The sequence below is a fragment of the Actinomadura sp. 6N118 genome, from assembly GCF_044326415.1.
Taxonomy (GTDB): Bacteria; Actinomycetota; Actinomycetes; order Streptosporangiales; family Streptosporangiaceae; genus Spirillospora.
Map to the genome: position 1 here is coordinate 499,550 of NZ_JBIRAZ010000006.1, position 26,301 is coordinate 525,850.

22 protein-coding genes and 1 pseudogene are annotated in these 26,301 nt (G+C 71.3%); 9 read left to right on the top strand and 14 right to left on the bottom strand.

Annotated features, from left to right (window positions below):
* Positions 1 to 221 precede the first annotated feature (221 nt).
* Together ACH34W_RS18710 and ACH34W_RS18715 are read left to right on the top strand one after the other, a co-directional pair.
* Positions 222 to 779, top strand: coding sequence for a hypothetical protein (locus tag ACH34W_RS18710; RefSeq protein WP_395962180.1), 558 nt, complete (start codon positions 222 to 224; stop codon positions 777 to 779).
* 15 nt (positions 780 to 794) lie between these two features.
* On the top strand, positions 795 to 1,451 hold the full coding sequence (locus ACH34W_RS18715) for a universal stress protein (protein ID WP_395962181.1): 657 nt from the start codon (positions 795 to 797) through the stop codon (positions 1,449 to 1,451).
* Positions 1,452 to 2,385: 934 nt separating this feature from the next.
* On the opposite strand, the gene ACH34W_RS18720 is transcribed toward ACH34W_RS18715, so the two are convergent.
* From ACH34W_RS18720 to ACH34W_RS18735, 4 genes are all read right to left on the bottom strand, one after another.
* Complete coding sequence (locus ACH34W_RS18720) at positions 2,386 to 5,160, bottom strand: ATP-binding protein (protein WP_395962182.1); 2,775 nt, start codon at positions 5,158 to 5,160, stop codon at positions 2,386 to 2,388.
* A 127-nt stretch (positions 5,161 to 5,287) separates the two neighbouring features.
* Positions 5,288 to 5,437 (bottom strand): helix-turn-helix transcriptional regulator, encoded by a 150-nt coding sequence (locus ACH34W_RS18725; RefSeq protein WP_395962183.1) that lies wholly within the window; start codon positions 5,435 to 5,437, stop codon positions 5,288 to 5,290.
* Entirely contained in the window at positions 5,410 to 6,033 is a 624-nt protein-coding gene (locus ACH34W_RS18730) for a hypothetical protein (RefSeq protein ID WP_395962184.1), read from the bottom strand. Before ACH34W_RS18730 ends, ACH34W_RS18725 begins: the two co-directional genes overlap by 28 nt.
* A gap of 255 nt (positions 6,034 to 6,288) precedes the next feature.
* Positions 6,289 to 6,537, bottom strand: coding sequence for a helix-turn-helix domain-containing protein (locus ACH34W_RS18735; RefSeq protein ID WP_395962185.1), 249 nt, complete (start codon positions 6,535 to 6,537; stop codon positions 6,289 to 6,291).
* A gap of 339 nt (positions 6,538 to 6,876) precedes the next feature.
* On the opposite strand from ACH34W_RS18735, the gene ACH34W_RS18740 reads away from it, so the two are divergent.
* Positions 6,877 to 8,091 carry a low temperature requirement protein A gene (locus ACH34W_RS18740; RefSeq protein ID WP_395962186.1) on the top strand — a complete coding sequence of 405 codons (1,215 nt, stop codon included), beginning with the start codon at positions 6,877 to 6,879 and terminating at the stop codon, positions 8,089 to 8,091.
* 35 nt (positions 8,092 to 8,126) lie between these two features.
* Here ACH34W_RS18740 and ACH34W_RS18745 read toward each other — a convergent pair whose 3' ends face one another.
* Positions 8,127 to 8,417 carry a hypothetical protein gene (locus tag ACH34W_RS18745; protein WP_395962187.1) on the bottom strand — a complete coding sequence of 97 codons (291 nt, stop codon included), beginning with the start codon at positions 8,415 to 8,417 and terminating at the stop codon, positions 8,127 to 8,129.
* A 435-nt stretch (positions 8,418 to 8,852) separates the two neighbouring features.
* Here ACH34W_RS18745 and ACH34W_RS18750 point away from each other — a divergent pair, with 435 nt between their 5' ends.
* Entirely contained in the window at positions 8,853 to 10,580 is a 1,728-nt protein-coding gene (locus tag ACH34W_RS18750) for a GAF domain-containing protein (protein WP_395962188.1), read from the top strand.
* 89 nt (positions 10,581 to 10,669) lie between these two features.
* On the opposite strand, the gene ACH34W_RS18755 is transcribed toward ACH34W_RS18750, so the two are convergent.
* Together ACH34W_RS18755 and ACH34W_RS18760 are read right to left on the bottom strand one after the other, a co-directional pair.
* The gene (locus ACH34W_RS18755; protein WP_395962189.1) at positions 10,670 to 11,482 is read right to left on the bottom strand and encodes an SDR family oxidoreductase; all 813 of its coding nucleotides are present in this window, start codon (positions 11,480 to 11,482) and stop codon (positions 10,670 to 10,672) included.
* A 137-nt stretch (positions 11,483 to 11,619) separates the two neighbouring features.
* Positions 11,620 to 11,919, bottom strand: a complete 300-nt coding sequence (locus ACH34W_RS18760) for a hypothetical protein (RefSeq protein ID WP_395962190.1) — start codon at positions 11,917 to 11,919, stop codon at positions 11,620 to 11,622.
* Positions 11,920 to 12,109: 190 nt separating this feature from the next.
* Here ACH34W_RS18760 and ACH34W_RS18765 point away from each other — a divergent pair, with 190 nt between their 5' ends.
* The 5 genes from ACH34W_RS18765 to ACH34W_RS18785 all read left to right on the top strand — a co-directional run bounded on the left by ACH34W_RS18765 (position 12,110) and on the right by ACH34W_RS18785 (position 16,980).
* A complete protein-coding gene (locus ACH34W_RS18765) occupies positions 12,110 to 12,787 on the top strand; it encodes a response regulator (protein ID WP_395962191.1) in 678 nt (225 codons plus the stop codon).
* Between the two features lie 117 nt (positions 12,788 to 12,904).
* Positions 12,905 to 15,592, top strand: a complete 2,688-nt coding sequence (locus ACH34W_RS18770) for an HAD-IC family P-type ATPase (protein WP_395962241.1) — start codon at positions 12,905 to 12,907, stop codon at positions 15,590 to 15,592.
* Between the two features lie 4 nt (positions 15,593 to 15,596).
* Positions 15,597 to 16,007, top strand: a complete 411-nt coding sequence (locus ACH34W_RS18775) for a pyridoxamine 5'-phosphate oxidase family protein (RefSeq protein WP_395962192.1) — start codon at positions 15,597 to 15,599, stop codon at positions 16,005 to 16,007.
* A gap of 259 nt (positions 16,008 to 16,266) precedes the next feature.
* Positions 16,267 to 16,704, top strand: coding sequence for a cupin domain-containing protein (locus ACH34W_RS18780; RefSeq protein WP_395962193.1), 438 nt, complete (start codon positions 16,267 to 16,269; stop codon positions 16,702 to 16,704).
* A 39-nt stretch (positions 16,705 to 16,743) separates the two neighbouring features.
* The gene (locus ACH34W_RS18785; RefSeq protein ID WP_395962194.1) at positions 16,744 to 16,980 is read left to right on the top strand and encodes an FAD-binding protein; all 237 of its coding nucleotides are present in this window, start codon (positions 16,744 to 16,746) and stop codon (positions 16,978 to 16,980) included.
* Between the two features lie 60 nt (positions 16,981 to 17,040).
* Here ACH34W_RS18785 and ACH34W_RS18790 read toward each other — a convergent pair.
* The 7 genes and pseudogenes from ACH34W_RS18790 to ACH34W_RS18820 form a co-directional block, all read right to left on the bottom strand.
* A pseudogene (locus tag ACH34W_RS18790) lies at positions 17,041 to 17,460 on the bottom strand (Dps family protein); the annotation flags it as partial.
* A 3-nt stretch (positions 17,461 to 17,463) separates the two neighbouring features.
* Positions 17,464 to 18,825, bottom strand: coding sequence for a dihydrolipoyl dehydrogenase family protein (locus ACH34W_RS18795; RefSeq protein WP_395962195.1), 1,362 nt, complete (start codon positions 18,823 to 18,825; stop codon positions 17,464 to 17,466).
* Complete coding sequence (locus ACH34W_RS18800) at positions 18,822 to 19,796, bottom strand: carbamate kinase (RefSeq protein WP_395962196.1); 975 nt, start codon at positions 19,794 to 19,796, stop codon at positions 18,822 to 18,824. The genes ACH34W_RS18795 and ACH34W_RS18800 overlap by 4 nt, the downstream gene beginning before the upstream one ends.
* Complete coding sequence (gene argF / locus ACH34W_RS18805; RefSeq protein ID WP_395962197.1) at positions 19,793 to 20,728, bottom strand: ornithine carbamoyltransferase; 936 nt, start codon at positions 20,726 to 20,728, stop codon at positions 19,793 to 19,795. Before argF ends, ACH34W_RS18800 begins: the two co-directional genes overlap by 4 nt.
* A gap of 13 nt (positions 20,729 to 20,741) precedes the next feature.
* Positions 20,742 to 21,974, bottom strand: coding sequence for an arginine deiminase (locus tag ACH34W_RS18810; RefSeq protein WP_395962198.1), 1,233 nt, complete (start codon positions 21,972 to 21,974; stop codon positions 20,742 to 20,744).
* 15 nt (positions 21,975 to 21,989) lie between these two features.
* Positions 21,990 to 23,423, bottom strand: a complete 1,434-nt coding sequence (locus ACH34W_RS18815; RefSeq protein ID WP_395962199.1) for an amino acid permease — start codon at positions 23,421 to 23,423, stop codon at positions 21,990 to 21,992.
* A 114-nt stretch (positions 23,424 to 23,537) separates the two neighbouring features.
* On the bottom strand, positions 23,538 to 26,096 hold the full coding sequence (locus ACH34W_RS18820; protein WP_395962200.1) for a cation-translocating P-type ATPase: 2,559 nt from the start codon (positions 26,094 to 26,096) through the stop codon (positions 23,538 to 23,540).
* Between the last annotated feature and the right edge of the window lie 205 nt (positions 26,097 to 26,301).

Below are 26,301 nucleotides of genomic sequence, written 5' to 3' on the forward strand. Positions count from 1 at the left end.
GACAGGAGCCCGGCGAGGACGCACACAGACTCGGCGCGGGTCGCCAGCGCCCATGGCAACCACTACGGCCGCCGCCGCGTCTTCCTCGAGGGCGTCCGGGGCCGGTGCGATCGTGCAAAGGGTGGACGCGAGCGCGAACCACACGACTCACCGCAAGGTTGTTTGCGTCCCAAACCTCCGCGGTCGGCAGCAACGGGACCGAGGGGATCGTCCTGCGCGACGTGATCAACGACATCGCCCGGCCGGTCATCCCCGTCGGCGGGATGGTGATCAGCCAAGCAGCGGCCGACAACCTGGCCGTGCGCTCCCTGGTCGGCCACTCGAAGCAGCAGGGGCCGCAACTCGAGGAACTTCGCTCGAGTTGTCACAGGTCGCAAGGTTGCTCTGTCTTAGCTGGAGAGGGCAACGGCCACCCGGCGGACAGGAGGTTCGTCATGAAGATCGTGGTAGTCGGCGGCGCCGGCCTGATTGGTTCGAAGCTGGTGAGGAAGCCCGGCGAGCACGGCCACGAGCGGTGGCGGCATCGCCGAACACCGGTGTCAACACCCCCACCGGCGAATGGCTGGCCGGGGCGTCTCGAGCAGATTGAGCGGCCCAACGACGTGCCGCTGTCGGGCCGTTGGACCGGAAGTGCTCAGCATTGCAGCCGCGTGCGCGTCCTCACCCACGAGGGGCGGCGAGGACGTGCACCCAGCGACGTACAGCCCTCGCTGGTCGTCGGGGGCGGTGCACAGGCGCGGATGCCGATCACGTTGAGATGTCGGCGATGGAATGTGTGAACAAGGAGGTCAGACATGATCGTGGTGGTGGCCGACGGCTCGCAGGCGGGCCTACGAGCCGTCGAATGGGCCGCGCGTGAGGCGGCTGATCGTGTGGTCACGCTGCACGTGCTGCACGCTGTCTCGGCGGCGGTGGGGGGAGCGAAGACGCCGCCGGAGGATGGGCTCGTCGATGCCGCACGTGCGATCGGCGAAGGCGCCGACGCGGTCCTGAAACAGGCGCGGGCCGCTGCTTTGGCCGCCGAACCCCGCATCCTTGTGACCACGGCGATCGTTCCGGGCGATCCGCGGCCCGCGTTGATCGAGGCGGCGCGAGAGGCCGAACTGCTGGTGATCGGCGACCACGGGCTCGCCGACCACGGCCTGGGCACGTTCGGCGAGCCGCCGGTCAACTCGGCTGGCCTCGGCGTTCCCCCTTGCGTCCTGTGCGACGTGGTGGTGGTGGGCCGGCCGCCTTCGTTGCACGGGTTGGATATCGAAATCGAGGCGGAACCGGCCATCGCTCCGTCGACTCACCTGAAGAAGATCATCCGGCTGCCGCCCGCCAAATGGCTGTTCGATCCGGCGGACGTCGAGCGGGACGATGCCGACCTGCGCGGGCTTCTCGGTGCGGTCGGGACGCTGGAACTCCACTCCCGGCCCGACCGTACTTTCCCGGACGAACGGGTCTGACTGACGTGTGGTCGGGAGCGATCGGGTAGTTCCACGACGCGATCGAAGATGGACTGCGCCACCTGTGCGCGCATTTCGGCGTGCTAACCCATGCCCTTGTTCCCTCATGTGGACGTACCGCTGCACAGGTTCTCGATCGGCCGGAGCGCGGTTCCGCATCGCCTGATCGCGAACCGATCAAGGAGACGACATGACCGAACAGCCCGTTGAGGACATGCCCGTTCCGGTGAGCACCGACAGTGACCGGTCACAGGGCTGGGACGACTCAGACTCCGCGATCGAGGGCGTGCGGCTGCGCAGAGCGCCGCTGCAACTGGACGGCGCCTGCGAACGGCCGTACCTGGTCGTCGACGGGAGGTCGACATCACCACGCTCGCCACCTTCACCACCGCGCTGTCCAGCGTGCTCGAACACACTTCCGGCGACGTTGGATCGACGTGGAGAGGCTGAGCTTCATCGACGTCAGCGGACTGCGCGCCCTGGCCCTGCCGCGTGACGGCTGGGACTGCAGAACCGGCGGCTGGTGCTGCGGTCGGGCGGTCGACGAGCCGGGGTATCGGGCTCGTGTCCACGCCACCCTCGCGGTGAGATCGGCACCGAGGAGTGCAACGAACGCCTCGCCGAGCTCGCATGACGACCGTCCACCGGCACGCGCACCGTACTCGGCGGATCCGCCGGCTGATGAACGCCGCCAGCGCTGTCCAGACACCGCTCACTGCGTCCGGGCATGCGCTGGGGTCACATCAGGGAGAGCCTGGCCAGGGTCCCTAGGGCGTCGAATGGCCGCCGTCTCCAGCCCACCGAACTCGGTCGGCGGCACCGCCTCCTGGAGCTCCAAGCTGGCCGCCGGTCCCGCTCGCCGAAATCCGCACCGGCGATGCCCCAAGGACGGGGCATGGAGAAGGGGCATGTGCGGGTAGCGACGCCGCTGGGGTCAGGGGAGCTCCTCAAGCTGATGACGCGAGGCGACGCCGAGTTTCGTGAAGACCTTGCGCAGGTGGTGTTCGACCGTGCGGGGGCTGACGTACAGGCGAGTGGCGATCTCCTTGTTGGTCAGGCCGGTGCGAGCCAGCCTGGCGATCTGGGCCTCCTGAGGGGTGAGCTGCTCGGTGGTCTCGATGTTGCGCTTCCGGGCGGTCTCCCCGGTGGCCTGGAGCTCGCGTGCGGCCCGGTCGGCGAAGGCCTTCATGCCGATCTCGGTGAACAGGTCGAAGGCGGTGCGGAGGTTCTGGCGGGCCTGGGTACGGTGGCGTTCGCGGCGGAGCCATTCGCCGTAAAGCAGGTGGGCGCGGGCGAGGTCGGAGCGAAAGCGGGTCCGGCCGAGGTGTGTGATCGACTCTTGGTAAAGGCACTCGGCGGCCTCGCCTTCTGTCAGCAGCGCACGCGAACGGGCCTCGACACCGAGCGCCCAGTCGGTTCCGCTGGCACCGGTGATCTCGGCAAGCCGGCGAAGGGCTCCGGCCGCTGACTCGCTCGTCCCGCTGCGTGTGGCCGCCTCGATGAGCTCGACCGCAGCCCAGTTCGATACGCCCAGGTCCCGTTCATGGACGACGGCCCGCTGGGCGGCGATCATCGCCTCGCTGTAGCGGCCAAGGCCGTTGTTGAGCACTGTGGTCGCCAGCTCGGCCGTGGTTATCCCGACGCCCTCCCCACGCCTGGTCACATCCTTGGTGGTGACCTCGATCAGCGCGGATGCCTCGGCTTCGCGACCGCGCAACGCGGCGAGAGTAATGGCGCCGTACGGCGCGAGGTTGCTGCCCGTCGCCTCCGTGGCGGCCCGTACCTCATCGATCAGTGATCCCGCGGCGGTCAGGTCGCCGGTGAACAGGAGCAGGTGGGCGCGCATGGTGAGGGCGAGCGGAAGCTCGCTCAGCGCGCCGACGCTGCGAACCAGCTCGACGTACCGGCCGGAGAGCGCCTCCCAGCGATCGTCATCCCAGATATGCAGCGCAGCGACGCAGGCCAGCCACATCCAGCGCAGCTCCTCATCCGCGGACATGCCGCCGCCGAAGGCGGCCAAGGCCCGCCGCAGGATCGGTACTGCCGCCGCGCACCCCTCGTTGAACAGCGCCGCGAAGCCGTCCAGCAGGAGGTCGGGTGCGCGCGGGGCGTGCAGTGGCCGTGGCGCCGCACCTGCGGCACTTGCCACCTCCAGCATGCCGCCGCCGGGACGGGCCAGACGGCCGGCGAACATCGCGGCGGACATCGCATCCAGATAGGTCGCCCGGGAAAGACCGGCGTCGATCGGCTCGAGCCGTTTGGCGGCCTTGACGAGGAGGGGCGGAGCGTCGCTACCCCGGTTCGTTACGAACGCGAGCTGGGCCCGCAAGAGGTCGATGCGGGCCTGCTGAAGCTCGCCGAGCGGTCCGGTCTCGGCCGTCGCCAGGAGCGCCAGTGTGGACTCGGGCTTGCCGGCCAGGTGCTTGGCCCTGGCGGCGTCGAGGGCGCGTTCGGCCCTGCGCCGGGCATCGGGGGTGAGCTCGACCGCCCGCTCGAGGAAGGCCGCGGCGGCGGCCAGACCGCCGCGGGCTTGTGCGCGCCCGGCTGAGCGTTCGAGTTCGGCGGCGATGCCTTCGTCGGGGTGGGCGGCGCTGTGGGCGCGGTGCCAGGCCCGCCGGTCGGGGTCGGTGGCGGCGTCGGTCGCCTCCGCCAACGCTCGGTGGGCCTGTCTGCGCTCCCTTGGGACGGCCGCGTTGTACACCGCGGAGCGGACGAGCGGGTGCCGGAAACGCACCCGGTCGCTGAAGTCGATCAGTTCATCGGCCTCGTCGACCGCGGCGGCGTCGATGCCGATCATGTCGGCGGCGCGCCACAGCAGAGCCGTATCGCCGAGAGGCTCGGCGGCGGCCAGCAGCAACATCATCCGGCCGTCGGCCGGCAGGCCGTTCAACCGGCGCTGGAAGCCGGCCTCGATGCGGCTCGACAGCGACTGCCCGGTCGCCGCCGCCACGAATCCGCCCGCGGACGCGGCCTTGGGCAGCTCGAGCAGGGCGAGCGGGTTCCCGCGCGACTCGTACAGGATCCTGTCGCGCACCTCCTCGTCCAGCGGCCCGGGGACCACCCGGCTGACGAGGGTCCGCGCATCGGCGTCCCGCAGTCCGCCGACCTCCATCACGGGCAGACCCGGCAGCACGTCGGTCTCGCCGGAATCACGGACGGCGAAGACACAGGCCACGGATTCGGCCATGAGGCGGCGGGCCACGAAGGTGAGGACCTGCGCAGAGGCCCGGTCCAGCCACTGGATGTCGTCGATCACACATACCAGGGGACGCTCGTCGGCGGCCTGGGCCAGGAGGTTGAGCACGGCGAGGCTGATGAGGAACTGGTCGGGAGCGGGACCTGCGCGCATCCCGAACGCGGTGCCGAGCGCGTCATGCTGCGGTTCGGGCAGGGAATCCAGGAGGTCCAGCATCGGCAGGCACAGCTGGTGGACGGCCGCAAAGGCCAGCTCCATCTCCGCCTGGACCCCGGTGGCCGCTACGACCCGGCACCCCGAGGACCTCGCGACAAGGTGATCCAGCAGCGCCGACTTGCCCACTCCCGCCTCGCCGCGCAGCACCAGCACCCGGCTCTCGCCGCCGCGGACGTCCGCAAGCAGCCGGTCGAGCGTCCTGCACTCCGCCTCTCGGCCCAGCAGCGACGCCGGCCGCAGGGTTCCACCCGCCCCGGCGGCGGACCGCCCATCCCCAGAATCAGACTTTTGGGACATCTATGTCATGTCTTCCGCGCCGCACATCAATGGTGGAACTAGGGCCAATCTGTCATCTAATGCACTATCTCATTCAGGCGGCTGCGATGGTGCCGCCGCACCCGGCTGAGCTGCGCCTAGTCGGTTCTCAAGAGCCGGCCAGGGCCAGCTCGGCGCGCCCCCTGATGCCGAGCTTGGTGAAGACCTTGCACCGGTGGTACTCGGCGGTCCGCGCGCTGACGAACAGCCGGGCGCCGATGTCGCGGTTGGTCAGCCCTTCGCGGGCGAGGCGCGCCACGGTGAGCTCCTGGACGGTGAGCTGCGCCGCCGACGCTCGCGCGGGGTCTCGCCGATCGCGCTCAGCCCACGTGCGGCGCGCTCGGCCAAGCCGTCGAAGCCATGGATCGACAGCGTCTCGTACGCGGCGCGGAACTGCTCGCGCGCCTCGGCGTGCCGGCGCCGACGGTGGAGCGCCTCTCCGTACAGCAAGCGGCAGCGCCCCAAAATGACCGGGATCGGCTCAACCACATCCAGTGCAGCTCCAGCGAGTCCGGTGCCTGCTCCAGGAACGCCCGCTGCGCCCGGCGCAGCGTCGCGATCACGGCCTTCTGCCCCTTGGCGGCCAGCAGCGCCTGACCGAGCAGGATCCGGTCCCGCACGATCGGACTCCTCCTCGGCGGCGGTCGCCTCCAAGATCGCGTTCGCGACGGCGGTCACCTGCTCAGCGTCGCCCAGCCGGCCCCGTAGACGGCGGCCATGCTTGGCCTCGGCGACCGCGATCAACCGCCGTCCGCGGTCGGCGGGCGCGGGCGTCAGCTCCGCCGACCGTTCCAGGAACGCGCCGGCGGCCGCCGCGCGACCCCGGGCCCGCGCCCGCACCGCGGACCGTTCCAAGTCAGCGGCGACCTCCTCGTCCGGGCACGGTCCACCAGCGCATCCAGCTCCGCCAGCTCGCGACGCCGCCTCCGCAGCGACGTGGAATCGGTCACGCTGTCACCCTCGCTGGATTCGCCGATGCACGGTGCCTTCGCCGAACCCCACCCGGGACATCGGCGTTGCATGAGCAGCGAACTGAGCCGCGGAGCCTCAGCGAGGCCGACAGGACCTCGACTTCTTCACCTCAGGGAGCGGCGGCCCTGGATCGTTGCATCACCCGCCTGAACGTCGGGCGGGCGGGGGTTCGATCAGGTCGTCCATCGCGCAGTCGAGGATGTCCAGCAAGGCCATCAGCGCGCGGAGGTTCAACCGCTCCGGCTTGCCGACCACGAGCCGGTACACCTGGCTCGGCGACAGGTCGACACCGCGAGCGGCCAGCAGGGGACGCAACTCCGCGGTGGAGAACATGCCGCGCTCCGCCATGACCTCGCGCAGACGCCACCCATAGTTCAAATCCGCCATCACCCGCCAGTCCTCCTCTTCTGCCCGCACGGAGTGGTGCCTCAAGACCAGGTGCGGGCGCATTCGGGACAGGGTCCACCCGCCCGCGCCGCGTTCGCATCCGTGACGTCCCTAGCGAGGGCCGGTACCGCCGATTACCACGATCTTCAAACGTGCCTTCCTGGCCGCCGGGGTGTCCGTCAATGTCCGGTCGGCAGCTAAGACAGGAAAGCTCCCCGGCCTGTGACAGCTCTGGCGAAATTTCTTCCCGTTCTGGATTCCGGGACTCCCCAGGTGTCACAGACCGGGACGCTGTCTTGTCCATCGGGGAGGGACTCGTGAATCGACAGGAGCGGGATCTTGCTGCCAGGACAGACCAGGAATCGCATCCGGGTCCGGATGTTCGCGCGTCCGATCGATGAACCGCACCGCGCGGCGAGCCCGCTCGAACTGTTGTTTGATCTCACCTTCGTGGTGGCGATCGCGGCCGTCACCGCTGAGTTCGCGCACAGAATCGCCGACGGTCACGGCCCGGCAGGGCTCGTCCCGTTCCTCCAGGTCTTCTTTGCGATCTGGTGGGCGTGGATGAACTTCACCTGGTTCGCGTCGGCCTACGACACCGACGACGTCGCCTATCGGTTGCTGACCATGGTGCAGATGGCCGGCGTGCTGGTCCTGGCCGCCGGTGTACCGGCCGCGGCCGAGCATTCCGATTACCGCGCAGTAACGCTCGGCTACATCATCATGAGGATCGGCCTGGTCAGCCAATGGCTGCGCGCCGCCGCCGAGCACCTGGAGGGCCGCCGGACAGCGCTGCGCTATGCCGCCGGCATCACCACCTTGCAGGCGGGCTGGGTCCTCCAGCTCGTCCTCACCGAGACGGGCGCGTTGCCGTCGCCGGCCCAGCTGCCGTTCTTCGCGGGCCTGGTCGTCCTGGAGCTCGCGGTGCCACGCTGGGCGGAACGGACCACGACCACCAACTGGCACCCGCACCACATCGCCGAGCGCTACGGCCTGTTCACGATCATCCTGCTCGGCGAGAGCGTTCTCGCCGCGGCCACGGGAGTCCAGACGGCACTCGAAACAGCCGAGATCACCGGGGCCCTGGTCATCATCGCCGTCTCCGGTCTCGTCCTGCTGTTCGCCCTCTGGTGGCTCTACTTCCTCACACCCGCCGGCGAAGGTCTCAGTGACCGCCGCCATCGCTCCTACCTGTGGGGATACGGCCACTACGGCATCTTCGCGGCGCTCGCCGCCCTCGGCGCCGGCCTTGAGGTCGCGGTCGAGCAGACCGGCCACGACGTCAAGGCCTCGCCCCTCGCGATCGGCTACGCCATCGCGATCCCGGCTGGGCTGTTCCTGGTGTTCCTCTGGATGGTCCACGCACCCATAGCGGTGGAGCCCGCGCTCCGGCCCACCGTGGCCATGGGCGGCCTCACCGCCGTCCTGCTGCTGCCGCTCGCGGTGCCGCGGATCGGGGTCGCGGGCGTCGTGGCGTCGATCACCACCGTCTGCGTCCTGATGATCGCCGCCATCCTCGTCCCGAGGACCGGCCGCAATCCACAGGAATCATGAGCTGACACAGATCTCGGCAAGGGCAGGCAGGCGCATCATGGCCTGGTCGGTTTCGGTCTGCCGTTCGCGTGATCGTCGGCGCAGACGATGAGCTCGCAGCGGGTGTGCTCCCAGACGACGGGAACGGTGTCGCCTCCTAGGGGGTTGCCGTACTCGGAGTACGAGCGGGCGCCGATGACCACCAATTCGCCGTGCGCGGCCTGTGCGGACAAGACCTCGCCGGGCTCGCCATAGGTGATCCGGACACGGGTGGTGATGTTCTGGTGGTTCGGCACCATGCGGGTGACCAGGTTGCGGAGCCGCAGCCATTCCTTGATCCCGCGCAACGAACGGGAGTTCTGACCGGATTCTCGACTGGGTCCGCGCCGGGCAGGCGCTGCAGCGCATGCTCCTGCGTGCCGCGCAGGAGGGCGTGGCCGCCACGTTCCATCCCCGGGCACTGGAGATCCCCGAGCTGCGCGAATCGATCAGCACACGGTTCTGCGATGAGTGGTGTCCGTAGGTGCTGCTCCGGCTGGGACGGATCTGAAGGCGCTGGAGCCGCCGGGCCCATGCTCGGCCCGGCGACATCCGGCCGGGTTCTCCTCCCGGCTGATCGTGGACCCGTTCCACATTGTCGCTGGTGATGGTGGAATGGGGTGGATCTGTAGTGATTTGAGAGAAATGCCCGCGCTTGTCGCTACCGGGCCATGTGAGCTGTCAGGAGGCCGATGTCCCGTGGGCGAAGAACCGAGGCCTGATGCGTGCGGGGGGATCGGCTGATGCCAACGGGGCGCTACTCCGGCGATGAGCGCGCCAGGCTGATCCTGCCGCAGCTGCAACTGGACGACCTTCTGGCGGAGGTGCAGGCGCGGCTGGAGGCGGCTCGGGGAGCGCGGGACCGGGTGCACGCGCTCCTGGACGCCGTGGTCTCCATCGGTGGCGAGCTGGACCTGGACACGGTGCTGCGCCGGATCACCGAGGCGGCCTCCATGCTGGTCGATGCCCGGTACGCGGCGCTGGGAGCGGTCTCCGAGGAGGGCGAGCGGCTGCTGCACTTCGTCACCGTGGGGCTGACGGACGAGCAGATCGAGGCGATCGACCACTGGCCCCACGGTCACGGCATCCTGGGCCTGCTGATCAGGGAGCCGCATCCGCTCCGGCTGGCGGAGATCGCCGACCACCCCGAGTCGCATGGCTTCCCCGCCGGCCATCCCCCGATGCACACCTTCCTGGGGATCCCGATCCGTGTTCGAGGCGAGGTGTTCGGCAACCTGTACCTGACCGAGAAGGCCGGCGGCGGGCCGTTCGAGACCGAGGACGAGATCGTGGTCGCCGCACTGGCCACGGCGGCCGGGGTGGCGATCGAGAACGCCCGGCTGTACGAGGAGACGCGGTGGCGCGAGCGGTGGCTCGAGGCGGCGGCGGAGGTGTCCACCATGCTGCTGTCGGGCACCGACCCGAACGAGGCGATCGCCCTGGTGGTACGGCGCGTCCGGGAGATCACCGGGGCCGGACTGGCGGCGATCGGCCTGGCCGATGAGGAGGCGGGGGAGATCGTGGTGGTCGCGGCCGACGGCGAGCAGGCCGACGTGCTGATGGACATGCGCCGCCCCCTGGATCAGGCCATCGGGGGCAGTGTCTACATCAGCGGATCCCCCCTGCGGCTCACCGATGCCGGGAAGCCGCTGCGGGAAATGGGCTTCCACCTGGAGTTGGAAGTCGGCCCGCTGCTGTCGGTCCCGCTGGGCCAGGGAGCCTCAGCGCGTGGCGTACTGACGGTGCTCAACCCGCCCGGTGGGACCCCGTTCAGCGATTCGGCGCAGCGGCTGTTGGAGGCGTTCGCGGCGCAGGCGGCGGTGGCGTTGGAACGGGCCGACCGGCGCCGCGACGCCGAGCGGCTGACCCTGCTGGAGGACCGCGACCGGATCGCCAGGGACCTGCACGACACGGTGATCCAGCAGTTGTTCGCGACCGCGATGACACTGATGAGCGCGGTGAAGATGACCCAGCGCCCCGACGTCGCGGACCGGATCCAGCGGTCGGTGGACGATCTGGACGGCACCATCCGCCAGATCCGTTCCACGATCTTCGCCCTGCAGGCCACCGCGGACGACGAAGAGACCCTGCGCAGCCGTCTGCACGCGGTGGTCGACGCCGCCACCGAGCACCTGGGCTTCGCCCCGTCCCAGCGTCTGGACGGGTTGATGGACACCCTCGTCCCGGACAAGACCGGGGAGCACCTGCTGGCGGTCGTGCAGGAGGCGCTGTCCAACATCGCCCGGCATGCCCGCGCCACCGAGGCCGCCGTGGTCGTCGAGATCGGCGATGACCTGGTGCTGCAGGTCGAGGACGACGGCGTCGGCACCTCCGGGACCGGCCGCCGCAGCGGGCTCCGCAACATGCGGGAGCGGGCCCGGACTCTGCGCGGTTCCTTCACCGTCGGCCCGCGCCCCGAAGGCGGTACGGTCCTGCGCTGGAGCGTTCCCCTGGACCACGACGTGGAGTAGGCGTCCCGGCGGGTCGTGGCCCGGTGCCGCGTACCGGCCGCTCCTGGAACCGCACCCGCGTGCTCCGCTTCCGTCCGCTGGTCGCCGGATCAGCGCCCGGCAGGGAGGTAGGTCCTTGACCCAAGGGTGCGGGCGGAACCGGTGCGGCCACTGCCGACCGCGATCCGGCCCGGCCAGTCGCCGTACCTGACCTTGCCGAGGAGAGCGCCCTCACCGGGCAGTAGCGTCCGCTCGCCCAGCTCGGCTCCGAAGTAGGGCGCGTGCGGGACGGTGAGCACCTCGCGATGGTCGTTCCAGGCGGCAAGGGCGTGCCGGAAGAACTCGTCCATTCTGAACTGCTCGGGCCCGGCGACCTCGGCCCTCCCGTTCAACGGCGGTCCCAGTGCGATCCTGCCGACCGCCCGAGCGACATCGTCACCGGCGACGGGCTGGAAGAACGCGGGAGCCATCCGTATCTTTCCGCCCTCGGCGGCCGAGTCGGCGATGGTGCGGGCGAATTCGAAGAACTGCGTGGCATGCACGATCGAGTACGGGACGGGCGAGCTTTCGACCAGCTTCTCCTGAACGGTCTTCGCCCGGAAGTAGCCCCTGTCGAGCAGCCGCTCGGACCCCACCACCGACAGCGCGATGTGGTGGCCGACGCACGCCGACTCCTCCGCGGCCAGCAGATTGCGGGTGGAGGTCTCGAAGAACTCCATGACCGATCCGTTGTCCGAGGACGGGGAGTCCGACACATCGATGACCGCGTCCGCGCCGGCGAGGGCGCCGGCGAGTCCTTCGCCGGTCAGGGTGTCGACGCCGGTGTCCGGTGATGCGGCCACCGCCTCATGGCCATGCTCTCCCAGTCCGGTCACCAGCTTCGCCCCGATCAGGCCGCTGCCCCCGACTACCACGATCCGCATGAGGTGCCTCCCCCCTTCGCCGTGGCATCCGTTGCCATCCGGTCGTCAGGTAAGACAAGACGGGCCTTCGGCCTGTGACAGCTCCGGACGAGATCGTGCCACCGGTGACCGACCGCCATCCGCGGTGGAGAGCCGATTTACGGGATCCGGACATCACCGCTGGTGACGAGCCGGCCTTGGGCGTCGTACACGGTCGCGTGCGCGGCTTTCAGCGCGAGCCGGGAGGCGATGAAGTGATGGCGGCAGAACAGCAATTCCGTCGGCTCGCCCTTCGCCGGGCTCAGGACGGCCGCGACCACGGGCCTGGCAAGGCAGCAGCAGGAATGTTCCGCCTTCGCGATGGCGGCCGACCACAGGATTTCAAGGTATGTAGGGACGGAGGTATCGATCTGCTCGTGGGAGTGCGGGGTGAACGTGCGGAACAGTTTCGCTTTCATGCGCTCAGCTTCGCCGGATGGACCGCCGGCCTGATAGAGGCCAAGGGCCGGTCTCCCCGGCACACGGTCGGGACCTTGGTCCCTCGGACTCGGGACCTGCGGTCTTCTCGGCGGCCCACCGGCCCGGTAGCGTCCTTCGGAGTCGATCCAGACGATTCCACCATCACCAGGGGCGAGGGAGAACGGTGCCATGGGCGGCCGGAGCGGAGAGACCATCCGGGTGTTCCTGATGGACGATCACGAGGTCGTCCGCCGTGGTGTGGCCGCGCTGCTGTCGTCCGAGGACGACATCGAGATCGTCGGGGAGGCCGGCACCGCGGCCCATGCCCTGGCCCGCATCCCTGCCGCCCGCCCGGATGTGGCCGTCCTGGACGTGCGGCTGCCCGACGGCGACGGCGTCACCGTCTGCCGCGAGATCCGGTCGGCCATGCCCGACGTCGCCTGCCTCATGCTGACCTCCTTCGACGACGAGGACGCCCTGTTCGACGCCGTCATGGCCGGTGCCGCCGGATACGTGCTCAAGCAGATCCACGGCACGGACCTGGTCGGCGCGGTGCGGACCGTCGCCTCCGGCCAGTCCCTGCTTGACCCTCGCTCCACCGCCCGGATGCTGCAGCGCATCCGCGACCGCCAGGAGCGCAAGGACCCGCTGCAGGCCCTCACCGACCAGGAACGCCAGATCCTCGAACTCATCGGGGAAGGGCTGACCAACCGGCAGATCGGCGAACGCATCTTCCTGGCCGAGAAGACTGTGAAGAACTACGTCTCGAACCTGTTCGCCAAGCTCGGCATGCAGCGCCGTACCCAGGCCGCCGCCTATGCGGTACGGCTCAAGGCCGAGGCCGCCAAGGGCCACGACCGGGAGTGACCGGCTCACGGCGAAGGACTCGGCGGTGCCGGGACGGTAGGGGCTTGCGACGCCCCCGGGTGGGACCTTCGCCTCTGGTGTCCGTCGTGCCGCGGACACGAGGCTGGAGGCGTGACGATGACTACCGCCCCCGGCCCGCCGTACCAGCGCACCGCCTCCCAGGTGGCGGGCGACCTGGGGACCGACCCCGGCCAAGGCCTCACCTCGGGGGAGGCCGCCGCGCGACTGGCCGGGCACGGTCCCAATGTCCTCCCGGTGACGCGACGGCGCGGGCCGGTCCTGCGCTTCCTCCTGCAGTTCAACAGCCCGCTGATCTACGTGCTGCTCGTCTCCGCCGTCATCACCGCCGTGCTGGGCGAGCATGTCGACGCCTCGGTGATCCTGGGCGTGGCGATCGTCAACGCGATCGTCGGCTTCGCCCAGGAGGCCCGGGCAGAGCGGGCGCTGGCCGCGCTCGCGGCGCTGACCCGCACCATCGCCACGGCCGTCCGTGACGGGCGGGCCACCCGCGTACCGTCGGACGACCTCGTCCCAGGGGACGTGGTGGCGCTGGAGGCCGGCGACAAGATCCCCGCCGACCTGCGCCTGGTCCGCACCGCCGAGCTGAAGGTGGACGAGTCGGCGCTGACCGGTGAGTCCGCCCCGGTCACCAAGGATCCCGCCCCCCTCGGCGAGAGCACGCTGGCCGACAGGCGCAACATGGCCTACTCCGGAACGTTCGCCACCTACGGCACCGGTACCGGCATCGTCACCGCCACGGGCGCGGGCACCGAGATCGGCCTGGTGCATCGGCTCGTCGACCAGGCGACCACCGTCCAGACGCCGCTGACGCGCAAGCTCGCCCGTTTCAGCCGGCTGGTGACCGTGTCGATCCTCGCCCTGGCGGCCGTCACGTTCGCCGTCGGGGTGCTGCGCGGGCAACCTGCCGCGGAGATGCTGACCGCCGCGGTGGCCCTGGCGGTCGGCGCCATCCCCGAGGGGCTTCCGGCGGTCGTGACGATCACCCTGGCGTTCGGGGTGGCCCGCATGGTGCGGCGCAACGCCATCGTCCGCCACCTCCCGGCCGTGGAGACGCTGGGCAGCACCACCGTGATCTGCACGGACAAGACCGGGACGCTGACCCGCAACCAGATGACCGTCACCGGCATCGCCGCGGGCGGACGCCTGTACGAGGTGACCGGCACCGGGTACGCACCGCGCGGCGAGATCGTGCTCGCCGGCGCGCCTGCCGACCTGGCCGCGCAGCCGGTGGTGCGCGAGTGCCTGCTGGCCGGGCTGGCCTGCAACGACGCCCGGATCACCGATGACGGGGACGGCCTGGTCGGGGATCCGACCGAGGGCGCGCTGGTCGTCAGCGCGGCCAAGGCGGGCATCAGCGAGCCCCCCGAGCGGCTGGACACGATCCCGTTCAGCTCCCAGCGCCAGTACATGGCCACGTTGCACCCGGGCGGCACCGTCTTCGTCAAGGGTTCGGTGGAACGGGTCCTGGCCATGTGCGACACCCAGCTCGGCCCGGGCGGCGAGCCCGAACCGCTCGACCTGGACGGCGTCATCGAGCTCGCCCACGCCTACGGCGGCCAGGCCCTGCGCGTGCTCGCCTTCGCCCGCGCCTCCACCGATCCGGCGGCCGACCGGCTCGACGTCCTGCCCCGGCTGGTCTTCCTAGGCCTGCAGGCCATGCACGACCCGCCCCGGGACGAGGCGGCGCGCGCCGTCCGCGCCTGCCGGACCGCGGGCGTCCAGGTCAAGATGATCACCGGCGACCATGCCGCCACCGCCCGCGCCATCGGCGAGCGGATCGGCCTGGACGGCCGGGTCATGACTGGAACGGAGCTGGCCGCCTGCACCGACGCGGAGCTGCCCGGCGCCGTCGAGCGGACCGCCGTGTTCGCCCGGGTCTCCCCGGAGCAGAAGCTCCGCCTCGTCCAGGCCCTGCAGGGACGGTCGCACGTCGTCGCGATGACCGGGGACGGGGTCAACGACGCCCCCGCGCTCAAGCAGGCCGATATCGGTGTGGCGATGGGACGCGGCGGCACCGAGGTCGCCAAGGAGTCGTCCGACATCGTCCTCACCGACGACGACTTCGCGTCCATCGTGGCCGCCGTCGAAGAGGGGCGCGGCGTCTTCGACAACCTGGTCAAGTTCATCGTCTGGGCGCTGCCCGCCAACATCGGCCTGGGCCTGGTGCTGATGGCGGCGATCCTCGGCGGCGGCGAGCTGCCGATCCTGCCCGTCCAGGTGCTGTGGCTGAACATGACGGCCGTGCTGGTGCTCGGGCTGCCGTTCGCCATCGAACCCCGCGACGAGAACATCATGCGGCGCCCGCCCCGCGACCCGGCCCTTCCCCTCATCACCCGTTCCTTGACCGCGCGCATCCTCCTGGTCTCGGTGATCCTGCTCGCCGGCGCCTTCGGCCTCTTCCACTGGGAGCAGGCCCAGGGTGCCTCCCTCGACCAGGCCCGCACCGTCGTGGTGAACGTCTTCGCGGCGACGCTGCTGGCCTACCTGTTCAACTGCTTGTCACTGGACCGGCCCCTGCTGTGGCGCGGTGTCCGCCGCAACCCCTGGGTCGGCGCGGGTGCCCTTGCCCTCATCGCCGTCCAGGCCCTTTACACCTATGTGCCCGTCATGAACGACCTGTTCGGCTCCGCGCCCCTCGCCGCCCCGGCCTGGGCACGCATCGCCGCCGTGGCAGTCCTCGCCTACGCACTCGTCGAACTCGCCAAGTGGAGGTCGCACCCCTCGTCCGACCCGGAAATCGGAACTTTCGTCCCTGATATGGGCTCCACGAACCAGGAAGCCTAAGGCCATGCGACTCGACCACGGTGGGCTGGAGATCCTCGCCCCCGAGGACTGCCGGGCTCTGCTCGCCGCCACCCCACTCGGACGCATCGTCTTCACCGACTGCGCCCTGCCCGCCGTCCAGCCCGTCAACTACGTCCTCGCCGACGGAAACGTGATCATCCGCACCTCCCGCACGTCCCGGCTCGCCACGGCCGTCCACGACGCCGTCGTCGCCTTCGAGATCGACGACTACGACGCCGCCGCCCGCATCGGCTGGTCCGTCGTGGTCATCGGAAAGGCCCGCGGGGTCACCGACCCGGGCGACGTGATCACACTCCGCGCCCTCGCCCTCGACTCCTGGGGGCCTGGTGAGCGCGAGCACTACATCCGCATCCACCCCCAGATCATCTCCGGCCGGCGCACCCCGGGAGTGTGAGAGGGCCGCACGACGGTGACGGAACACGCGTCGGTCCACCTGGAATTCGGTCCTGGCCGAAGGAGATAGACGCGGGACCAAAGTCCCCGCGCCCGTGCTCCGTTCGCCTCTGATTCCGGCGCCGCCAGCGCGGTTGAGTAGGAGCCGTAAGGCAATGCGGGCCACCCGCCAGGCGCACCACTTCGGAGCCGAGGCGGGGGAGCGGAGCCCGGTGCCGGGCAATCGCCCGGCACGCCCCAGCCACACGGAGGTGTTCCACATGTCCCATACCGATGAGGCCAGTACCGGAGGCAAGCCGAGGTCGAACGCATGGCAGAGCGCGCTCACCATGCTTCAGGAGGCCGAACCGCCGTTCATCCCGGCGGGAGCGCACGCGATGACCGTGGTCATCGCGTACCCGCCCGGCGATCCGGGTACGCCGCCGCACCGGCACACGGGTCCGGCGTTCGGCTACGTGCTGGAAGGCGAGATGTTGCTGGAGGTGGAAGGCGAGCCGGAGCGGGTCGTGCGGGCCGGTGAGGCGTTCTGGGAGGCGGGCGGCGACGTCATCCACTACCAGGACGGCAACAACCGCGACGACGTCCCGCTGCGCTTCACCGTCACGATGCTGTGCGAGCCCGGCAAGCCGATGCTCACCCTGGTGGAGGAGGACGAGCTCGCCCAGCGCCGGGACCGCCGGGCCCCTCGGAGCTCCTGACCGCCGGCCCGAATCCCTCAGTCAGCAAGGAGCATGACCATGGACGCTTTGGAACGGCGGATCGCGGCGCCGGTCCTCGTGATCGGGACCGGAGGCGCGGGGCTGCGTGCCGCGATCGAACTCGCCGAGCGGGGCGTCGGCGTGCTCGCGGTGGGAAAGCGGCTCAAGACCGACGCCCACACCACGCTCGCCGCCGGCGGCATCAACGCGGCCCTGGCCACGATGGACCCGCAGGACACCTGGTACGCGGGGTGCCGGCCGATCCAGGCGGACTAGAACGGGCACACGGCGCGCACCGTCAATCCCTGCGCACGGGCCGCGTCCAGCGATGGGGTTTCACGCACGGATCAGGGGTGCGTCGACCAGGTGCTCGGCGAGGAACCAGGTCTGGGCCTCACCGAGGCGGATCACCGATGAGACGATCAGGTCGTTGCTGCCGTCGTCGCAGAGGCCGGCCACGCAGGTGGCCGCGTCGCGCGCCTCGATGAGGATCAGCTCGTGCGCCTTCAGCAGCCGCGAGAACATGGCGGGCACCTCCTCCCCGCCATCAGGCGGGCGCGGTACGCCGGTGACCTCGGCGGCGTGGCGAGGGTCGCCGACAGCGACGCCTCCGAGGGTCTGCACCCGTTCGGCCAGCGCGTCGACGAGGGTGAGCTGCTCGTGGGCGTGCTTGTCGAACAGGAGGTGCAGCTGGTGAAAGGTGGCACTGCGCACAAGCCAGTGATGCTTCTTGTAGAGCGCGTACAGCATCTGGGTGTATCAGCGGAGGGCGTACAGGGCGGCTTCCACGGTCCGGTGGAAGGTCGGATAGGTGTAGATCATGTGCTTGAGGTGCCCGGTCGGCACCTCGGTGTGGACGGCGACGTTCAGGCCGTACAGCACCTCGCCTCCCGTGGGGCCGGCCGAGGTCGCGCCGACCAGGACGCCGCGGTCGGAGTCCTCGACGAGCTTGATGAATCCCTCGTTGCCGGGCCCGTGGACCAGGCCGCGCGCGGACGAGGCGATCGGCACCACGGCGGTGCGCACCCGCAGGCCCTGGTCGCGTGCCTGCCGCTCGGTCAGTCCCACGGCCGCGATCTCGGGGTCGGTGAAGGTGACGCGGGGCAGCGCCCGGTAGTCGGCGTCGGGGCCCGGCTCGCCCAGGATGTCGCGGACGGCGATCCGCGCCTGGTACATCGAGACGTGGGTGAAGGCGCCGCGGCCGGTGATGTCGCCGACCGCCCACAGCCCTTCCCCTACCCGCATCTGCCCGTCGGTGCGCACGGCGGGCGCGGCGGGGTCGATCCCCACGGTGTCGACCGCCAGAGCGGCCAGGTCCGTGCGGCGACCCGTCGCGACCAGCAGTCGTTCGGCGCGCAGGGGTTCCAGGCCGCCTTCGAGCAGGGCCTCGAAGGTCGTGCCGTCATGGTCGATCTGAGCGGCTCGGGCGCCGGTGCGCACGGTGACACCGGCGGCCCGCAGCACCTGCGCGGCCAGATCTCCGGCCTCCGGTTCCTCCTGGGAAAGCAGCCGGTCCTGTCCTTCCAGGATGGTGACCGCGCATCCGAAGCGCGCGAAGACCTGGGCGAGTTCCACGCCGATCGCGCCGCCGCCGAGCACGAGCATCGACGCGGGCATCTCCTCGGCCGCGATGGCGTCCCGGTTGGTCCAGTACGGCGTCTCCTCCAGGCCAGCGACCGGGGGAATGCGCGGACGGGAGCCGGTGGCCAGCACGATGCCGCGCCTGGCCTGGAACGTACGGTCGCCTACGGTCACCCGGCCCGAACCCGCGAGCCGTCCCCGTTCACGAACCAGCCGCATGCCCTTGGCCGCAAGGCGGTCGGCGGCCGGCTCGTCGTTCCAGCCGCCGGTGGCCTCCGCGCGGACGCGGTCGGCGACCCGGCTCCAGTCGGCGACCGCCTTCTCCTCACCGGCCAGGAAGGGGACGCGGCCGGCCTCGGCGAGCGCGTTCCCGGCCCGGATCATCATCTTGCTGGGGACGCAGCCCCAGTACGGGCACTCGCCTCCGACGAGCTCCGCCTCGACCCCGACCACGTCCAGGCCCGCCTCGGCCAGCGCGCCCGCGGCGAACTCGCCACCGGGCCCCAGCCCCACTACCACCACATCAACCTGATCGCTCACGTCGTTCTCCTCTCGTCCTGGCCTGGGAACGCGGCCGTCGCGGTCCCGCTTGCTTGCGTTCCTGATCTGCGTTCGACGGCGTCGACTCGGGTGCCGGCGGTTCCGGACAGGAGCGCGGGTACGTTGGTGAGCGCGCCGATCACCGCGACGGCGCCGTGGCGGTGCTCGGCGAAACGGCAGGCCGCCTCCGCTTTGGGGCCCATGGAGCCGGCCGGCAGTGGTAGGCGCCGGAGCCGGCCGGGGGTGATGTGGCCGATGGGCCGGGCGTGCGCGGTGCCGTGGTCGCGCATGATCGCGGGGACGTCGGTGAGGGGCAGCAGCGTGTCGGCCTTGAGCCGTGTTGCGAGCAGCGCGGTGGCCAGGTCCTTGTCGACCACGGCTTCGATGCCCCGATGGTCGTCGCCGGTGGGGACGCCGCCTCCGCCGGCGGCGATGACCAGGCACCCCTCATCGGTGAGGCGGGCGATGGTCGGCAGTTCGACGATGTCGCGCGGCTCGGGGGACGGGACGGCACGGCGCCAGGCGGTGCCGTCCTGACGCATGATCCAGCCGTGTTCGGCGCGCATCCGTTCGGCTTCCGGGGCGTTGTAGGTGCGGCCGACGAACTTGGTCGGATCGCCGAACGCGGGATCGCGGGGGTCGACCACGGTCTCGGTGAGGACGGCGATGATCTCGCGGCAGGGAAGGGCGCGGCGCAGCTCGCGGGCCAGCCAGTAGCCGATCATGCCTTGCGTCTCGGCGCCGAGCACGTCGAGCGGGTAGGGAGCCGAGAGTGCCGGGTCGGCGGCGCTCTCGACGGCCAGCAGCCCGACCTGCGGGCCGTTGCCGTGCGTGACGACCAGCTCGTTGCCGTCCGCCAGCGTAGCCAGCCCGCGGACGGCCTCACGGACGTGCGCTATCTGCACGGCCGCGTCCGGCGGCTCGCCGCGACGCAGCAGCGCGTTGCCGCCCAGGGCGGCGACGATCCTCATCGCCGCCCTTCCAGCCGCTGGGTGAGCAGCGCGTACAGCACCGCCTGCGTGGCGGGCAGCCGGTTGGCGGCCTGCTGGAAGGCCAGCGAGCGTGCGCCGTCGATGACGTCGGCGGTGACCTCCTGGCCGCGATGCGCGGGGAGGCAGTGCATGAAAACGGCGTCGTCGCGGGCCTGGACCATCAGCCCCTCGTTCACCTGGTAGGGCGCGAGCGCGCGGGTTCGGCGGTCCCGCTGGTCATCGAGGTCGCCCATGGACAGCCAGACGTCGGTGTAGACGACGCTCGCGCTCTTGACGGCCTCGGCGGGATCGTGGGTGAGCGTGACGGCTCCGCCGCGCCGTCCGGCCTCGGCGGTCGCGAACGCGACGGCGTCGTCCGGCGGCGCGTAGCCCGGCGGGGTGGCGACGGCGACGTCCATCCCGGCGAGGGCCGCGGCCTCCATCAGGCTGCGGGCGACGTTGCCGCCGTCGCCGAGGTAGGCGATGCGGTGGCCGTGCAGGTGCCCGAAGTGCTCCTGGACGGTGAGCAGGTCGGCCACGGACTGCAGCGGGTGGTGGCCGTCGGTCAGCGCGTTGATCACCGGGACGGACGCCGCGGCGGCCAGGTCGGCGACGTCGGCGTCGGCGAAGGTGCGGATCACGATCGCGGCGGCGTAGGAGCCCATCACCCGGGCGGTGTCGCCGATGGTCTCGCCACGGCGGAGCTGGAGCTCGTCGGGCCCGAGGGCGAGGGCCGTTCCGCCGAGCCGGGCCACCGCCGCCGCGGTCGACAGCCGCGTCCGGGTGGACGGCTTGGCGAAGTACATCGGCACGATCCGGTGGGTGAGCAGGTCGGAAGCGGATTCGGGGGCCTTCTGGAAATCGGCCGCCAGCCGCAGGAGCAGGGCCAGGTCGTCGCTGGTCAGGTCGGCGGTGCGCAGCAGGTCTTTCACGGGGTCGCCTCTTTCACGGTGTCGCCTCTTTCATGGGGGTCACTTCGTCGCGCTGGAGGGGGCAGCTCATGCAGCGGGGGCCGCCGCGTCCGCGGCCGAGCTCGCCGCCGGGGATGGTGATGACCTCGATTCCGTTGCGGCGGAGCATGGTGTTGGTGGTGACGTTGCGCTCGTAGGCGACGACCACCCCGGGTTCGAGGGCCAGCACGTTGTCGCCGTCGTCCCACTGCTCGCGCTCGGCGGCGCGTATGTCCTGATCGGCGGTCAGGACGTGCACGCGGGACAGGCCGAGCGCGCGGGCGATCGCCGGGAACAGCGACTCGTTCTCGTGCACGAGGACCTCTAGACCGTGGTCGTTGCCGGGGGTGAGGCTGTAGGAGCGGAGCGGCGGCAGCTCCGGGTAGACGGTGAAGGTGTCCCGGTCGACCATGGTCATGACGGTGTCCAGGTGCATGAAGGCGCGGCGCCGCGGCAATCGCGCGGCGATGACCTCCCGGGCGGCCCCGGCGGTGAACAGCCGCCGGGCGAGCAGTTCGACGGCCTGCGGCGTGGTGCGCTCGCTCATCCCGATCAGGACCACGCCGTCGCCGAGGACGTGGACGTCGCCGCCTTCCAGGGAGGGCAGCGCGAAATCGGTGCCCGGATACCAGACCGGGAGGCCGTCGCCGGTGAACATCGGGTGGTGCCGGTAGACGGCGCCCAGATGGACGGTCTCGCGGCGTCGCGCGGCCTTGGCCATCGGGTGCAGGGTCACCCCGCCGTAGATCCACGCGGACGGGTCGCGGGTGAACAGATGGTTGGGCAGCGGCGCCAGCACGAAGTCGCCGTCGTCCACGGCGGACAGCAGCAGGTTGTGCACGGCCAGCCCCAGCTCGGCCTTGGTCAGCCCGCCGATCAGGTGACGGGTCAGGGTCTGGGGGTCCATGTCGTCCAGCACGGCCCGTACCGGCCCGGCGAGCGTCGGCCCCAGCGCCGCCTCGGACGCGGTGTGGTCGAGGACCTGGGCACGGGCATCGTCGATCTTGAGGATCTCGGCGAGCAGGTCGGCGAGGTAGTGCACCTGGACGCCGCGTTCGCGGAGCGCGTCGGCGAACACGTCGTGCTCCTGGCGGGCGCGCTTGGCCCACAGCACCTCGTCGAAGAGCAGGTCGTCCTTGTTGGCCGGGGTGAGGCGGAGGAGTTCCAGATCGGGGCGGTGCAGCAGCACCTGCCGCAGCCGCCCGATCTCGGAGGAGACGGTGAACATGGAAGGCGTGTCCTTTCAGGCGGCGTGGACGGGCGGTTCGGGCTGGTCGGATCGGCCGGGCGGTGGGCCATAGAGTTCCGCGTCGTCCACCGCGGCCTCGACCGCGGTCTCGGCGGCCTCGGCGGTCTCGGCACCGGCGTGCTGGGCGCGGTACTTCAGCCAGGCGTAGACCGGCATGCCGGCGAAGATCAGCAGCGTGCCCTTGTAGACGACCTCGTAGCCGGCGCCGGCGATCGCCCAGGTCGAGTAGCCGAACGCCAGCACCGCGATCACCGCGTCCCGGGCGAGACGGCCGCCGGAGAACGCGGCGCGGTCGGTGGCCAGCAGCACCAGCTCGGCGACGGCGGCGTAGGCGTAGGGGATGACGGTGGTGAGGGTGGCCAGCAGGATGATGAAGGTGAACTGGTCGACGAGACTGGCGTTGTAGTTCATCAGCATCAGCCCGGAGGCCAGGACGCTGGAGACGACGAGCCCGACGATCGGGCTGCCGCCGCGTCCGGTGCGGGCGAACAGGCGGGGGAACAGCCCGTCGCGCGCGGCGGCGAACGGGACCTGGCCCTGGAGCAGGATCCAGCCGTTGAGCGCGCCGAACGCGCTGATGGCGGCCCCCGCCGCGACCAGGTCGGAGGCCCACCCGCCGAAGGCGGCGCCGGCGGCGTCGGCGAACGGGGCGGTGGAGGTGGCCAGCGCGGCCGCCGGCACCAGGCCGAGGACCGCCACGGTGCCGAGGATGTAGATCAGCGCGGTGACCGCGGTCCCGGCGACGGTGGCGCGCGGGATGGTCTTCTCCGGGTCCTTGACGTCCTCGGCCGGGACGGTCGCCGACTCCAAGCCGATGAACGCCCACAGGGTGAGCGCCGCCGCGGCGGTCACCGCGGAGAAGGCGCTGTCGCCGCTGGCGTTGAACTCGCCGAAGTTGCCGGCCTCGATGAAGAACAGCCCGCCGACCGCGATCATCAGCAGCGGCACCAGCTTGATCACCGTCGTGACGACCTGGACGGCGCCGCCCTCACGGACGCCGTAGGCGTTGACTCCGGTCAGCAGCCAGATCGCCGCCAGGCCCACACCGGCGGCGAGGATCTTGTCGTCGCCCAGCGCCGGCCAGAAGTGGGCGAGGTACCCGACGAACGCGATCGCGATCGCCGCGTTGCCGGCCCACACCGCGATCCAGTAGCCCCAGGCCGTCTGGAACCCGACGAAGTCCCCGAACGCCCGCCGCGCGTAGGCGTACGGGCCGCCGGTGCGCGGATAGGCCCGGGCCAGGCGGGCGAACACCAGGGCCAGCAGGATCGCGCCGGTCGCGGTGAACACCCACGCGACCAGGCTGATCGGCCCGTACGCGGCGAGCGAACTGGGCAGCAGGAAGACTCCCGACCCGATCATGTTGCCCACCACCAGGGCCGTGGCCATCCACAGCCCCAGCTTCCGGCGGGCGGGTTTCGCGCTCATGGCTTCCTCCTTCGGCTCGGCGGAGTGCCGCTGTTCAAGCTGATCACCACGCTGTGGGGCCGGGCCGCGGTCGTCGGTCCCGGGAATGCCGGACCAAAGTCCCCTCCGGCGAGGTCACCGGTCCCGGCCGGCCTTGGCGGCGGCGTCGGCCAGCAGGACGGCCGGGACGACGGAGAGAGCGGCCAGCCAGCCGAGCGGGGACGGGAGGCCGCCGCCGAGCAGGTGCGCCACCGGCGCGATCCCGAGGAAGGCGAACATCAGCACGAGATCGATCGCGACCGCCCACAGCAGCAGCGGGTTGCCGTTCCAGCGGAGCCGCCCCGCCCACCGCGACTCGCTGCGGCAGGAGAACGCGACGGCCATCTGCCCGAGCATGATGGTGGCGAACGCGGTACCGGACGCGGTGAACAGCAGGCCGTCGGAGGGCGTCTCACCCCAGCTCCATCCACCGGCGATGAGGACGGTGGCGAAGGCGGCCATGGTCACGGCGGCCTCGGCGGGACCCAGAACACCGAAGACCCGGCCGAGCACGCCACGGTCGATCAGGCGGTTCTTGCGGGCGCGGCCCTCCATCGTGCGCGGCCCGGCGGGTTCGGCCCCGAGCGCCAGCGCGGGCAGGAGGTCGGTGCCGATGTCCACGGCGAGGATCTGCAGCACGCCGAGCGCCAGCGGAAGCTGCCCGCCGGTCGCCGCCCACACCGCGAACGGCACCAGCTCGGCGACGTTGGAGGTGAGGTGGTAGGTCAGGAACCGGCGGATGTTGGAGAAGGTCGCGCGGCCCAGCTCCACCGCCGCGACGATCGTGGCGAAGTGGTCGTCGAGCAGGTCGAGGTCGGCGGCCTCGCGGGCGACGTCCGTGCCGGACGCACCCATCGCCACGCCGATGTCGGCCTGCCGCAGCGCCGGGCCGTCGTTGACGCCGTCGCCGGTCATCGCCACCACGTGCCCGCGCGCCTGCAGGGCCCGGGCGATCCGCAGCTTGTCCTCCGGCGTGACGCGGGCGACGACCACGCCGTCGCGGTCCAGCAGCCGCCCGAGCCCGGCTTCGTCCCGGGGGAGCTCCTCACCGGTCACCACCAGCGCGTCCGGGCCGGCCAGCCCGACCTCGGCGGCGATGGCGCGGGCGGTCGCCGGATGGTCGCCGGTGATCATCGCGAGCCGGATCCCGGCCCGGTGGCAGGACGCGATGGCGTCGGCGACGTCGTCGCGAGGCGGGTCCTGCAACCCGACCAGGCCAAGCAGCGTCAGCTCCCGCTCGGCCAGGTCGGGGTCGGCCGGCGGCTCGTCCGGCAGGTCGTCCGGACGGCGGACGGCGACCGCGAGGACGCGCAGTCCCCGTTCGGTCATGGCGGCGAGGGCCTCTTCGGCACCGGGCACGGTCGCGCAGCGCGGCAGGACGGAATCCGGAGCGCCCTTCAGGTGCAGCCCGCCGGCGGTGAGCGAGGACGAGCGCCGCCGCCGCGCGTCGAAGGGATAGCGGCGTCGCACGGGCTCGTCGGACAGGTCCGACCCGGCGCGCAGCGCGAGTGCGTGCAGGGCCGCCTCCATCGGGTCGCCGACCGCCCGCCAATGGCCGTTCTCGCGTCGCGTGCGCCCGGTGGAGCAGCGGTAGGCGGTGACGGCGAGCCTCCGGACCGCCTCCACCGCGGCCGGGACGCCGACGAGCCGGCCGTCCGGGGAGTACCCGCTGCCCTCGACCCGCACCGTCCCGGACGGCGTCCAGACGCAGACGGCCGTCATCTCGTTGCGCGTCAGCGTCCCGGTCTTGTCGGTGCAGATGAACGTGGTGGCGCCCAGGGTCTCCACCGCCTCCAGCCGCCGTACGAGGGCCTTGTGCCCGGCCATCCGCTGTGCGGCACGGGCCAGCGAAAGCGTGACGGTCGGCAGCAGCCCCTCCGGTACCAGCGCGACGGTGACGCCCACGGCCAGCAGGAACCCCGCGCCGGGCTCCAGCCCGAGCAGCACGGCGACGCCGAAGAACACCGCGCCGACGGCGACCGCGATAGCCGCGACGGCCAGCACCACCCGGTGCAGCTGCGCCGACAGCGGGCTCGGGCGCCGCCGCGCGGAGCGGGTCAGCGCGGCGATCCCCGCCAGCCGGGTCCGCGCTCCCGTCGCCACGACCCCGGCCTCGGCCTCGCCCTCGGTCACGAACGTCCCCGCGTGCACGCGCGCGCCCGCCTCGGGCCGTACCGGGACGCTCTCGCCGGTGAGCATCGACTCGTCGACCGCCAGCGCATGCGCCTCCAGCAGGTCGAGGTCGGCGGAGACCCGCTCGCCGGCCTCCAGCAGGACGACGTCCCCGACCACCAGGTCCGTCGTGTCGATCACCGTGCGGTGATCGTCCCGGCGGACGGCCGCCCGCGCCGGCAGCAGCTCCCGCAGCCGCCTGCCCGCCCGCTCGGCGCGGTACTTCTGCGCGAACGCGAAAACCCCGTTGACGACGACCACGATGGCGATGGCCACCGCGAGCTGCGGCAGGCCGCCCATGTAGGCGAGTACCGCCGCCGCCCACAACAGCAGTGCGAAGAAGTGCACCATCTGCTTGGCCAGGGATATCAGCGGCGAGGGCGGCCGTTCGGCCGGGAGCACGTTCGGCCCGTCCCGCCGCAGCCTCGCGGCGGCCTCACCCGAAGTCAGTCCTCGCCGGACAGGGGGCGGCGTCGTCTTCATGACCATTGGCCCACCCTGCACCGGGAAAGATCGCGACTGCAGGGGCGCAAGCCCCGCCTGGCCGGGACCTTCGGCACCCACCTGGCACGCGTATCCGGACGCTACGGGCCCCGCAGCAGACCCGCCTGGCTGCCGACCGCGGCTACGACCACGACGAACACCGCCGCCTGGCCCGGGCCCGGGGCATCAGGCCGTTAGGACCTCT